The organism is Anaerobacillus alkalidiazotrophicus, assembly GCF_001866055.1.
In genome coordinates this window covers 47,979-60,773 of the sequence record NZ_MLQS01000017.1, presented here as the reverse complement: position 1 = coordinate 60,773, position 12,795 = coordinate 47,979, and the positions used below count along the sequence as shown (strand labels likewise).

Annotated in this window: 8 protein-coding genes; 3 read left to right on the top strand and 5 right to left on the bottom strand. The window is 34.4% G+C overall.

Going from position 1 to position 12,795, the window contains the following annotated elements:
- Positions 1-233: 233 nt before the first annotated feature.
- The gene (gene allB, locus BKP45_RS10745) at positions 234-1,598 is read right to left on the bottom strand and encodes an allantoinase AllB (RefSeq protein WP_071389692.1); all 1,365 of its coding nucleotides are present in this window, start codon (positions 1,596-1,598) and stop codon (positions 234-236) included.
- Positions 1,599-1,780: 182 nt separating this feature from the next.
- Between allB and BKP45_RS10740 the strand changes: the two genes are divergently transcribed.
- Together BKP45_RS10740 and BKP45_RS10735 are read left to right on the top strand one after the other, a co-directional pair.
- Positions 1,781-3,430: a PucR family transcriptional regulator gene (locus BKP45_RS10740; protein ID WP_071389691.1), complete on the top strand. Its 1,650-nt coding sequence runs from the start codon at positions 1,781-1,783 to the stop codon at positions 3,428-3,430.
- Positions 3,431-3,928: 498 nt separating this feature from the next.
- Positions 3,929-5,602 carry a PAS domain S-box protein gene (locus tag BKP45_RS10735; protein WP_071389690.1) on the top strand — a complete coding sequence of 558 codons (1,674 nt, stop codon included), beginning with the start codon at positions 3,929-3,931 and terminating at the stop codon, positions 5,600-5,602.
- Between the two features lie 331 nt (positions 5,603-5,933).
- Here the strand turns inward: BKP45_RS10735 and BKP45_RS10730 are convergent, their stop codons facing one another.
- From BKP45_RS10730 to BKP45_RS10715, 4 genes are all read right to left on the bottom strand, one after another.
- On the bottom strand, positions 5,934-7,418 hold the full coding sequence (locus tag BKP45_RS10730) for a glycoside hydrolase family 32 protein (RefSeq protein ID WP_071389689.1): 1,485 nt from the start codon (positions 7,416-7,418) through the stop codon (positions 5,934-5,936).
- Positions 7,419-7,670: 252 nt separating this feature from the next.
- Complete coding sequence (locus BKP45_RS10725) at positions 7,671-9,122, bottom strand: sucrose-specific PTS transporter subunit IIBC (protein WP_071389688.1); 1,452 nt, start codon at positions 9,120-9,122, stop codon at positions 7,671-7,673.
- A gap of 171 nt (positions 9,123-9,293) precedes the next feature.
- Positions 9,294-10,289: a LacI family DNA-binding transcriptional regulator gene (locus tag BKP45_RS10720; protein WP_071389687.1), complete on the bottom strand. Its 996-nt coding sequence runs from the start codon at positions 10,287-10,289 to the stop codon at positions 9,294-9,296.
- A 78-nt stretch (positions 10,290-10,367) separates the two neighbouring features.
- Positions 10,368-11,090, bottom strand: a complete 723-nt coding sequence (locus BKP45_RS10715) for a MurR/RpiR family transcriptional regulator (protein WP_071389686.1) — start codon at positions 11,088-11,090, stop codon at positions 10,368-10,370.
- Positions 11,091-11,301: 211 nt separating this feature from the next.
- On the opposite strand from BKP45_RS10715, the gene BKP45_RS10710 reads away from it, so the two are divergent.
- Positions 11,302-12,639 (top strand): 6-phospho-beta-glucosidase, encoded by a 1,338-nt coding sequence (locus tag BKP45_RS10710; protein WP_071389685.1) that lies wholly within the window; start codon positions 11,302-11,304, stop codon positions 12,637-12,639.
- The last annotated feature ends 156 nt before the right edge of the window (positions 12,640-12,795 follow it).

Below are 12,795 nucleotides of genomic sequence, written 5' to 3'. Positions count from 1 at the left end.
TTTTCTATTCCTTCTTCATTGATTTGCTTACTATTTTTTTTACTCTAGTAATACTCTCATGAATTTAAGAAAACAAAATCAACCAACACTCCCCTCTACCAAGTTAGGTCCAAACTTTTTTACGTTTATTTATTGCTAACCATGTGCAACTTATAGTCATATATTAAAGCGACTAGGATTAATCGTCATTAGTCACCATCCACAAAACCATATTATCTTTTTGGATGTTTCATCTAAATGTAACTGATTTCTAAACCAATGTTCGGAGGCTTTAGTTCCCTCTTTTCGTCATGTACAATATTTCCTCGGACAATCGTAATAACGACTTTTCCTATTGTTTCTACGTTTTCATAAGGTGAATATTTATTACGAAATAAAATGTCAGATTTGGTAACTATATATTTTTCATTTGGCTTAAAAATTGTTAGGTCAGCATCATACCCAACCTTTATCGTTCCTTTATTACGAAGTCCGAAGCGCTTTCCTACATTTTCAGTCATCATTGGTAAAATCGTTTCAAGAGGAATTCCTCGTCTGGTTGCCTCTCCTATGAAAAAAGGAAAAGCGAATTGAACCCCTTGAATTCCCCCCCAAGCCTTCCAAATGTTTTCTTCCCCTACTTCCTTCATAGAATAAAGACATGGAGAGTGATCAGAACCAATCGTATCTACCCACCCTTTTTCAATACATCCCCACAACTTTTCTATCGTTTCTAAATCTCGTAATGGCGGAGCACATTTTAAAATCGGACCTTTCTGCAAAAAGTCTTGATCACTAAAAAGTAAATAATGCGGACAAACTTCAACTGTGACATCATAACCTTGCTCTTTATATTGAAATATCAATTCGATCGCTTCTGAAGAACTTACGTGAACGAAATGTACAGAAGCTTTCGTTTGTTCGATTAAACTAAGTGCATGTTTAATCGCCGCAAATTCAGCTTTAAGTGGTCTACTTTCTAAAAAAGCTTGCCGATCTACTCTGTTGTTTTCTATTAGCGCCGTCGTATACATTTGAATTTGTTCATTTTCCTCTGCATGAAGAGCTAAGACCGTTCCTAGTTTCTTTGATATAAGCATAGCTTCTTTCAATTGCTCTTTCGATAAACAAGCAAAATCACTAATCCCACTTTCTGATAGAAATGCTTTAAAACCTACAATGCCGTTATCTCTCATCAACTTTAATTCTTCTTTATTTCTAACATTGTCAGCAGTAATACCGGCCCATAAACCAAAATCAATCGTAGATCTTGTCTGGAGATGCTTCTTCTTTTCATCTAAAATCTTCGTGTTAACAACGGATGGACTACTATTTAACGGCATATCAAAAATAGTTGTCATTCCACCAACTGCTGCTGCTTCGCTTCCAGTCTCAAAGCCCTCCCACTCTTCTCTTCCAGGATCATTAAAATGAACATGAGAATCTATAAAGCCCGGAAACACATAGCAGCCATTAGCATCAACAACCGTTATACCGTTCTCTAATTCTTGTTGTTCGATCGGTAATATTTTTTCTATTAATCCATCTTTCACAAAAACATCGACGTTTTTAAAAGTTTGATCAATAAATACTTTTCCATTCTTAATGACTAATTGCATTTCCCTAATTCCTCCTCATATCAATTACTTAATCCCCATTTTGTATGAATCATCCAAACAAATGACAAATTATGTAAGGTTTTATCACACAAAACTTTCTGATTATTACGTTTTTTTGTACAGTATAAACAACAATAAATTATCGAACGAAATATTATCAGTAAGAAAGGAGTAGATTGAGGATGAAATTAGTAGAGGTTTTGGCTCTCCCAACATTTAAAGAGGCTAAAGTCGTTGCCGGACATCATAATTTAGCTAACGTTGTCCAATCTGTAAATCTTATGGATGCACCTGATATTATTCATTATTTAAATCAAGGGCAGTTACTACTCACTACTGCCTATTCAATTAAAAACAACCCAGTTGCACTAATTGAATTAGTGAAACAAATGTCTGAACAAGGTTGTGCAGCTCTTGGATTAAAAACGAAAAGATATATTGAAGAAATTCCAGAAGAAGTGATTACGGAAGCAAATGAACGAAACTTCCCAATCATTGAGCTACCGTTACATTATTCACTTGGAGAAATGTTAACTGAGGCTTTAAGCGGGATCCTAAAAGAAAGAACCGAGGAATTAAATTACGCACTCAGTATTCATCGAGAATTTACAGACATTGTAATTTCCGGCGGCGGGTTAACGAATGTGATTAATAGCCTATCTTCTATTCTTGATGTCTCTGTGATTTTATTAAATACACGACTAGAGATTATGGCGTCTTCAAAGGACATTGATCGAGAGGCTTTTTTCTCCGTATATAAATACATTCATGATATTACAAATCAAGAACAAATCAACCAATTTAAAGTTCTGACACTTCCATTAGACGATACAACTAGTGAATATAAACAATTTTCTCTATATCCAATTCAGACAACCAACCAACAAAAAGGGTATGTCGTTATACTAGGAACTTCTCTAAAGCAGCAGTATTCTTCTTTACTTGCTGTGGAACAAGCAGCTAATGTGATTTCATTTGAATTCATGAGGTTACACGCCATTGAGCAGCAATCAAGAAGGTTGAAGAATGAATTTTTCTCTGACTTAGTGGATGGGGTTATTGCAACGGAAGAAGAAATAATCAATAGAGGGAAAATATATACCATCGATAAATCATTACAATATATTTGTATTACCTGTAAATTAGATCAACTTAATCAAATTGAATTAGAAAAACACTCATTAAAAGCAGAGAAAAAGATTCATAGCCAAAGAGACCTTATCTATGATCTACTTGACACCGTGTTAATTAAGCAGCTTGGAAATAGCATTTTATTTACGAAAGGAGACATATTTTCCATTTTAGTCGGCTTTGAATTTTATAATGAAACGATTGAAAAAGAAGTTTTTGAGATCATTAATCAAACACAACAAGATATGCTGCAAACATCAAACATTTCTTTATCGTTTGGAATTAGTAACTATGCTGAAAACGTTAGAGACATCTCTATTTCATATAAAGAAGCCGTTGAAGCTCTGCGCATAGGCTATCGAGAAAATGAAGAAGGCTTTATTAAGACATATCGAACAAAAGAACTAACAGAGTTATTGAAAACAATACCGTCACAAAAATTAAAGGAGTTTTACAAATCTACTTTAAAGGAATTAGCCTATCCAGAAGATAAAGAAAAACAAGATCTTGTACAAACCCTCTCTTGTTTTCTTAATAATAACTGCCAAATTTCTGAGACAGCAAAAAGTATGTATATACATCGAAATACCGTCATTTACCGAATTAAGAAGTGTGAAGACATAATAGGAAGAGATTTAAAAAGTGCAGATGAAACGTTGAGGTTAAGGATTTCATTTTTATTAAAGTCGATTTTAGTTTAGTAAAATTTAACTTTCATAGTAGGATAGGTCACTTTATCCCTTACTATGAAAGTTAATTCAAACTCATCTTTGTCTCCGTAAATATACTAAGAACACCTCCATTATTTCCTTATTTCTATATAACTGAGTAAATTTCATAATTACCAAAAACATAAAAACTTTTTCGTATATAAAGCTGAACTTCAATCAGTGGGGGGTTTTCCTTCATCCCCCACTGATTGTTAGTTCAACTTATCGGACCTTTAGGGGCAGTTTATCCCCCACCTAAACTTCTCGATTTTCTTAAGTTTTGAGGTGGGGGTCTTACTTGCCCCTTAAGAGTGGGATAAAGTTTTTTCTGTAAAATACATATAAATATATTTGAAAAAAACACATTCTTTTTACAATATGTTACAATTGATCTAATATAAAAGGCTATATAGTTTAAACTGGCATAACAACATCAGCGTGTGGCCAAAGTTAAATTTGGACATTTTCTAAGAAGGGAATGAATTCAAATTGTTCATTATTGTTATTGATCTTGATGGAACTGTCCTATATACGTCACCTCAACAACAGTTTCCAACAATGGAGTCCAAAATATCACACGGTAAAAAAATGTTCATCCATTACATACATGAGGATGATCGAAAAAATACTCAAGAAATGCTTTACCAAGTTACACAAAAGAAGACAAAATCTTCAATTTCAATACGTTTACTTAATCAGGAAAATAAATCAACACTTGTAAAAGCAAAACTTATCCCTAACATCAATCATGAAAACAAAATCATTAGTATAACAATTGAAGCATTACCACCCATTGATAAAAAAGTTATTAATCAATCATTAAATTCAGATAACACACTATATAACCATCTTGAAGATACTATCTTTTCTATTTCTCCAAACGGAATCATTAAAGATATAAACCTTGCCGGAGAACGTTTATCTGGTTATACAAAAGAAGAATTAATTGGAAAGAGCTACATACCTTTTATACCAATTATTGAGTTACCTAAAGTGTTACACAAAATAGATCTTGCTAAACAAGGGTATATTCAAAACTTTGACACTACTTTTTATCATAAGTCAAAAAAGCTTATCCATGTACACGTATCCTTAATTCCAGCTATCGTTAACAATCAAGTTCAAAAGATCTATGGTATTTCAAAGAATATAACTCAATACAAAAATACAGAACTTCAATTACAATGGTTAAATATTAAGTATCATAACTTGTTAGATAATTACCCTTATGGGATATTCCAAGTAAATTCATTCGGACAATTTATTGAGATTAATCCTACTGGACATAAAATTGTTGGATATTCAAAAGAGGAAATTCTTAACATGAACTTTATGAATTTGTTACATCCAAAAGAAATTAAGTGGGGGTCTGAACGCTTTCGAGAGATCTCTGAAATGAAAGATCAACCACCTACAGAAAAATTAACTTTAATTCATAAAAACGGGAAACATATCTATGGTAATTTAACAACAATACCCATTTTTATGAATGGTAAAGTTGAAAGTGTTTTTGGTGTATTTAAAGATACAACCGAAGAAGATACACTTATTGAAAACTTAACCTCAGAGGAAGATACTTTTCATAAGCTATTTAATGAGGTTACTTTTCCAATATTCATTTCAGAAATTACAACTAATCAGGAAAAAGGGAGATTTCTAGAGGTAAACAATAAGGCATGTGAGATACTGGGGTATTGTAGGTCCGAATTAATAAAGAAGTCTTTTAAAGACATTATCGCAAAAGAATACCTTTCACTAAGAATGAAAAGTCTTAATAATCTACAAGAAGAAAGGGTTACTATACTAAAATCCATGCATATAGACAAAAAAGGTAAGAAACTTCCTGTTGAATTACGAACGTGTATTTCGACATTTAATAACGAAAAGGTTTTCTTAACTATTGCCAATTACTCTTTCGAAAACACTTCTACCGATCACCTAACCGCATATGTGAGTGATGATCCTGGAAAAAACCTAAGAGTACTTATGGCCCAAATGGATATTAATTCTTCAGAGTTAGCCGAATTAACTGGTCTAACCGTTGCTACAATCTCTAATTTACGAACCGGAAAAGTCAAAAAACCTAACATTGAAACTGCTCGTTTGATTGCTGATGCATTAGGAACGAAAATTCACAACATCTGGCCACCCCTTTATTATTAGACTACATTTAACTTTCAATTAGTGGAAAAGAGAAATACGCCACTCATTGAGAGTTATACTTTTTCTTTTATCCCACTCTTAAGGGGCAGTAAGACCCCCACCTCAAAACTTAAGAAAATCGAAAAGTTTAGGTGGGGGATTAACTGCCCCTTAAGGTCCGATATAGAATAACTTTCATCAGTGAAAGCTGATGATTAGTTATTATTATGCCTGTGGTATAAGTTAAACTAACAATCAGTGGGGGATGAAGGAAAACCCCACTGATTTAATATCCTAACTACTTAGATACTGTATATAGGTTTACGTGGCTCGTTTTCGGTAATTATGAAATTCACTCATTTAGGGAATTATCTAACTGCCACAAAGATGTTTCTAAATTGACAGCACCACCTTTAGCATAAAATTGAATCCCTTGGCTTTCCTTGGAAGGAAAAATTCTTCCTGTAAATACTTCTTCTCCATCATTAATAAATAATTCGATCGAGGAAGTATCTACAAAAATACGAAATGTCAATGTACTAGATCCGATTGTGCATTTTCTCTCTGTTCCAAATGCTTCACCGACCGGCTCTCCTGATAAGGACCGATCAAAGATAACCTGTTTTGTCCTTGAATCATATTTTATCGTTGTTTTTTCATTTTCACCGACTCGAAGTTCGATACCAAACTCTTCAGCAGTAAAGTTAGTAAACTCTGCGCTTAGTTCATAACTTTCCCCGTAAAAACCTTTAAATCTTCTTGTTTCATTATCAATCTCAGTATCTATTTCCACTTTTTCTTTACGAAGTTTTTCAAGTTCTTTAATAGGTTTTTGTAATAGTTTCCCTTCGTGAATTGATAATTCTCTAGGAATTGTTAAGCAATGGGCCCATTCATTTTTATCCGTTGGGTAGTCAATCTCAGGTAAGCCCATCCATCCAACTAATATTCGACGACCTTTTGGGTCGAGCATCGTTTGTGGTGCATAAAAATCAAATCCACGATCCAATTCTATGAATTGACCATGCTCTAATACCTTTTTTTCTAAATCTAGCCTCTCACCAAGTACATAACCAGATTGGTAAATGTTTTGAAACTTATCTCCCTCTGGTTCAATTCCTTGTGGTGAAAAAACGAGTACTCCTTGATTTTGAAGTTCAAAGTAATCTGGACACTCCCACATGAAACCAAACTTTTCTAAATTCGTACCAACTTCACCTTCAAATGTCCATTCTATAAGATCCAGAGAACTATAGAGCAATATACAACCTGTTTCCTCTGTTCGCTGCGCCCCAAATACAGCATAAAATGTGTCATTTTCTTTCCATACTTTCGGATCACGGAAATGATCAGTATACCCTTTTGGAATTTCAGAAATAACTGGTTTTTCCATTTTTGTAATATGACCATTTGTATCCATGACAGCTATGCATTGGTATGGGTGGCGTTTCCAATTTTCATCTCGAGTGTTACCCGTATAGAAGAAGTATAAATTTCCATTGTGCTCAATTGCACTTCCAGAATAAGCCCCATGACTATCAAAATAATCATTCGGCCTTATGGCTATTCCAACATTTTCCCAATTTACAAGATCTTTAGATTTTTTATGGTACCAATATTTCAAACCATGTACTGGCCCGAGTGGAAACCATTGATAGAACAAATGGTATTCACCATTGTAAAAAGAAAATCCATTTGGATCATTAAGAAGTCCAATCTCCGGTTGAATATGAAACGTTTGTCTCCATGGACAATTTTTAACTTTTGCCATTAAGTTACTGATTTCCTCTATTTCTACTTCCTCTATTCGACGGTACCTTTTTTCTACAGTCCACATGTTTATCAAAAACTCCTCTCCATAATATCGTGAATTTCATTTTCCCCTAAAGAGAACTCGTTCTAGCAACGCTCGAACATCGGAAATTCAGATGGAGTCTCAACTTCACCTGAATGGAAGTTCCCACCTACGCTACGCTTAGAGGTGGGGGGGCTATGACCCTTAAGTTCAAATCAGTTTGATGAATGATGAAATTCACACTAATTAAATAATTAAAGGAGAATCATACGATTCTCCTCTTATTTGCTAAACTTAAGCAATATTTTTTTGATTTTCAACGATATCAGTCTTTTTCATTTCTTTTTTCGCTAAAACCCATGTGATACTAAATGCAATGGCAAATGAAATCGCCATACCGATGATGAAGTAAATTAATACATCTGGAATAATAGCAATAACACCTGGTAAACCAGCTGCGCCTAAAGCGACTGCTTTTACTTTAAAGATCGTTACAAATGCAGAAGCAATTGCTGCTCCAATAATCGCACCGATAAACGGGTAACGAAGTTTCAAGTTAACACCAAACATTGCTGGCTCTGTTATTCCTAATAGTGCTGAAATACCTGATGCAGAGGCAATACTTTTCATTTTTTTGTCTTTAGTAGTAGATAATACTGCTAAAGTTGCTGCACCTTGGGCTACGTTAGACATTGCTGCGATTACAAAGATAAATGTTCCACCTGTTCTTGCAATATCTGCTAATAATTGTGTTTCTACCGCAATAAAACTGTGATGCATCCCTGTAATAACAATTGGTGCATAAGCTAGCCCTAATACAGCTGCTCCAAGAAATCCTGTAGTATCATATAACCAAATTAATCCATCAGATAATAAGTGACCTGCGTTACGAGTAATTGGTCCTACAAATGTAAATGTTAAGATTCCTGTAATAAAAATTGTAAATAATGGTGTTAAAAGATTATCTAATGCTGAAGGAATAACTCTTCTTAAATACGTTTCTACTTTTGCTAAAATAAATGACGCTGCTAATACTGGTAACACCGAACCTTGATATCCTACTTTTTCAATTTCGTAACCAAAAATATTCCAAACAGGAATTTCCCCACTAACTACAGCACCACCATATCCCCAGCCATTTAATAAGTCTGGATGAACCATGATCATCGCTAGCGCTGCACCTAGGTAAGCGTTACCACCGAACCGCTGAGTTGCGGAAAATCCAATTAAAATTGGTAAAAATACAAACGCTGCGTTCGAAAACGTATTAATTAACGCTGCTAAATCCGCAATTCCAGGATTGGCACTTACTAGTGATTCGCCTTTAATAAATAAGTCTTCTGCCGTCAACAAGTTATTGATACCCATTAATAAACCGCCGGCTACGATCGCTGGTATAATTGGTACAAATATATCAGAAAGCATCTTTACAAAACGTTGCAAGGCATTGAGTTTTTTCGCACCAGCATTTTTCACATCCTGCGTAGACATTTCCGAAAGCCCTACCATTTTTGAGAATTCTTTATGAACGTTATTCACAATTCCTGCACCCAAGATTACTTGGTATTGCCCTCCAGTTGAAAATGTCCCTTTCACTGCCTCCATATTGTCTAACTTTTCTTGATCTACTTTTGACTCATCATGTAAAACTAAACGCAACCTTGTAGCACAATGAGTAGCTGCTGAAACATTTTCCTTACCACCAAGTGCCTGTAATAATTCTTGTGCGGTTTCCTTGTAATTCATGAAAAATACCTCCTGATTTAAAATTTTCGATTTCTTTGGAACCGGTTCCTTTTTGTAGCATAAAAAAGCACACAATCAAGAACCGGTTCTCTTTTAAAAATAAAAAACAATAAGTTCATAAAATGAATTTGGAACCGGTTCCTTTTTTGTAGATCCGATTTCTTAATTTAATTATAGCTGATTTACATTTAACTTGTCAACGCTTTCACGAATAATAATTTCAAATTTAGACAAAGTTTTTTTTGAAATTTTTTCTCCATTCACTAACTTTACGATACTATTTGCCGCCATTCTCCCTGCATCCTGATAAAAAAATTTAGCCGTCGTCAAGCCTGGATTCATCATTTCAGTCACTTCATACCCTCCAAAACCAGTGATTGACAGATCTTTTGGAATTGTTAACCCATTCATGTAAGCCGCCTTAAGAGCTCCGATTGCAATATTATCCGTTGCACATACAATCATTGACGGTTGGTATTCTTTAATGATGGAAGGCACCTTTATTAAAGCTTCAGCAATTTTAAAGCTTGTTTCAAAATATTTCACTTCACAACCTTTTATTTCTTGCATAGCCTTTTTAAAACCTTCTTTTCGTTTTACTCCAACAGCAATATCTTTTTCACTTACACCTAAATATGCTATCTTTCGATGGCCTTGCTCAAGAACATATTTCCCTAATTCATAAGCTGCTTCATAATCATTATGAACGATACTATACAACTGTTGATGTTCTTGACCAACAACTATAACTGGTATCTGGATCGTCTTAATTATTTCTATGTGTCTTTCAGTAATCTCAGTTGCAAGTAAAATAATCCCTGCAACCTTTTGCTTTGTTAATGTTAGAATACTTTCGATTTCACGTTCTAAATCTAGACTCGTATTCGAAACAAACATTTGATAGTTACATTCTCGTAAATACTCGTCAATACCAATTAACGTTCTAGCTGTTGCATAAGAATCTAGGCGCGGTACAATAATTCCAATGATATTAGTTTTTTTCGCTTTAAGGCTTTGAGCGAAAGTGTTAGGCATATATCCCGTTTCTTCCATTACTTTTTCAATCTTTTTTTTCGTTTTATCACTGATCGAACCACCGTTTAAATACCTGGAAACCGTACTTTTAGCTACTCCAGCTATTTTAGCGATATCTGCAATTGTATTCATGCTCTCAACTCCGAATTCATCTTTTCTTTCAGATCTTGTTTTAGAAATTTTTAGTCACCCTGAGGAGGTCTTAACTCCTTATCTAAGATTATACGTTTCACGGGCTAATATTTCTAGAATATATACGACTGGGATCTGCGTCGTAATATTCGAACCTTCAAATCGTTCTTCTGTAACATAGTAGGGGATATTTAAATGAGAAATTTTCGCAATCGTTGAATGTTTACTATTTGTTATACTAATAACCTTACTTCCTTCTTGGTTTAATTGATGAATATGATTAACCGTATAAGGATTTTCCCCTGATACAGATAAAGCAATTGTAACACTATTATGTAATATATTTGAATGAATTGGAAAATGAGGATCTTTAATATACATCGAAAACTTCCCTAAACTCGAAAAATACCTCGCACCATATTCAGCTAAAATTCCCGAACTACCTATTCCAATAAAAATGACCGTATCTGCTTTTGCTACTAAAGCAGCCGCTTGTTTAATAATTTCAGATAAATTACCTGATAACGTACGTTCAAAAAATTCTGTAATCGATTGTTCGCCGGTCTTAATCACTGATTTTTCATTATTTTCTACATACAGTTTCAGCTTTACTTTAAATTCTGAAAAACCTTCACAACCAATTTTCCGGCAAAAACGCAATATGGTAGCTGTTGAAACATGGGTTTCATCTGCTAATTCTCTTATTCGCATATAAGCAACTTTATCAGCATGTTGAGTGATATAGTTGTACAAGGTCATATCAAGTTCATTAAATGAAGCAATTTCTTCATTGGTAAACATATCACTTTCCCCTTCCCTAAAATGTTCTTCTTTATTTTACCATAACACCGAAGAGAAAACATGCTGTAACATCTATGAAACAAATAACTGTATCTGTAATAAAGAACAAGATGATGAAAGCGTATATACTTTCCGTCTTTTCTTCCATACAATTAGTTTGTAGATTAGTAAATAACAATTTCTTGTTTAAAAATATCCGGAGGTGCAAGTTATGACAAAAGGATTAAAAATCGCAACAATTGGTGGGGGATCTAGTTACACACCAGAATTAGTAGAAGGTTTTATTAAACGTTATGATGAACTACCAATTCGTGAGCTTTGGTTAGTAGATATTGAAGCAGGGAAAGAAAAAATGGAGATCGTTGGAAACTTAGCAAAACGTATGATTGAAAAAGCTGGTTTACCAATTGATGTACACTTAACACTAGATCGTCGCGCAGCTTTAAAAGATGCAGACTTCGTTACTACACAATTCCGTGTTGGGTTATTAGAAGCTCGTGCTAAAGACGAAAGAATTCCTCTTAAGTATGGTGTTCTTGGTCAAGAGACTAATGGCCCTGGTGGTTTATTTAAAGGATTACGTACGATCCCAGTAATTCTAGATATTTGTAAAGACATGGAAGAGTTATGTCCGAATGCATGGTTAATTAACTTCACAAATCCAGCAGGTATGGTAACGGAAGCAGTCCTACGTTACTCAAACATTAAAAAAGTGGTAGGGTTATGTAATGTTCCAATCGGCATTGAGATGGGGATTGCAAAATTATTAGATGTTGACCATTCTCGTATCCGTATTGATTTTGCTGGATTAAACCATATGGTTTATGGGTTAGATGTTTATGTTGATGGCGTAAGTGTAAGAGAAGAAGTAATTGAAAAGTTAACAGATCCTGCAAATAGCAGTTTTGTTAAAAATATTGAAGGTATTGGTTGGGAGCCAGAGTTTATTAAATCATTAGGTGTTCTAACTTGTCCTTACCACATGTACTACTATAAAACGAGACAAATGCTTGAAAAAGACATGAAAAATGCTGATGGCGAAGGAACACGTGCCGAAGTGGTACAGAAGCTAGAAACTGAATTATTCGAGCTATACAAAGATCCAAACTTAGCGATCAAACCACCTCAATTAGAAAAACGTGGTGGAGCATACTATTCAGATGCTGCAGTCCGTTTAATCACTTCGATTTACACGGACAAACGCGATATTCAACCAGTAAATACAATGAACAATGGCGCTATTGCTAGTATTCCAGCAGATTCTGCAGTTGAAATTAGCTGTGTGATCACAAAAGATGGTCCAAAGCCAATTGCAATTGGTGACCTTCCAGTTCCAGTACGCGGACTTGTTCAACAAATTAAATCGTTTGAGCGTATTGGTGCAGAAGCTGCCGTAACAGGAGACTACAATACTGCTGTTCTAGCAATGACAATTAATCCACTTAGCCCATCTGATACGATCGCAAAACAAATCGTAGATGAAATGATGGAAGCTCACAAAGAGCATTTACCACAGTTTTTTGGTAAAAAAGAAGTTGTAAAAGCATAATATCGTAATCACAGTAGCTGAGCTTAAGAAGAATACTTAAGTTCAGCTTTTTTATAGTTAGCGTTTCTTCATATTATATTCTTGCTACTTGTAAGACTTCTTACTTCAGATCATTTCAAATTGTACCTATACTTCAACTATTACGCACTTACGCTC

What these genes read in the sequence shown, in the direction of transcription:
- BKP45_RS10730 (WP_071389689.1), bottom strand. Translation starts at nt 7,418, where the DNA reads ATGTGGACTGTAGAAAAAAGGTACCGTCGAATAGAGGAAGTAGAAATA.
- BKP45_RS10725 (WP_071389688.1), bottom strand. Translation starts at nt 9,122, where the DNA reads ATGAATTACAAGGAAACCGCACAAGAATTATTACAGGCACTTGGTGGT.
- BKP45_RS10715 (WP_071389686.1), bottom strand. Translation starts at nt 11,090, where the DNA reads ATGTTTACCAATGAAGAAATTGCTTCATTTAATGAACTTGATATGACC.
- BKP45_RS10720 (WP_071389687.1), bottom strand. Translation starts at nt 10,289, where the DNA reads ATGAATACAATTGCAGATATCGCTAAAATAGCTGGAGTAGCTAAAAGT.
- allB (WP_071389692.1), bottom strand. Translation starts at nt 1,598, where the DNA reads ATGCAATTAGTCATTAAGAATGGAAAAGTATTTATTGATCAAACTTTT.
- BKP45_RS10710 (WP_071389685.1), top strand. Translation starts at nt 11,302, where the DNA reads ATGACAAAAGGATTAAAAATCGCAACAATTGGTGGGGGATCTAGTTAC.
- BKP45_RS10740 (WP_071389691.1), top strand. Translation starts at nt 1,781, where the DNA reads ATGAAATTAGTAGAGGTTTTGGCTCTCCCAACATTTAAAGAGGCTAAA.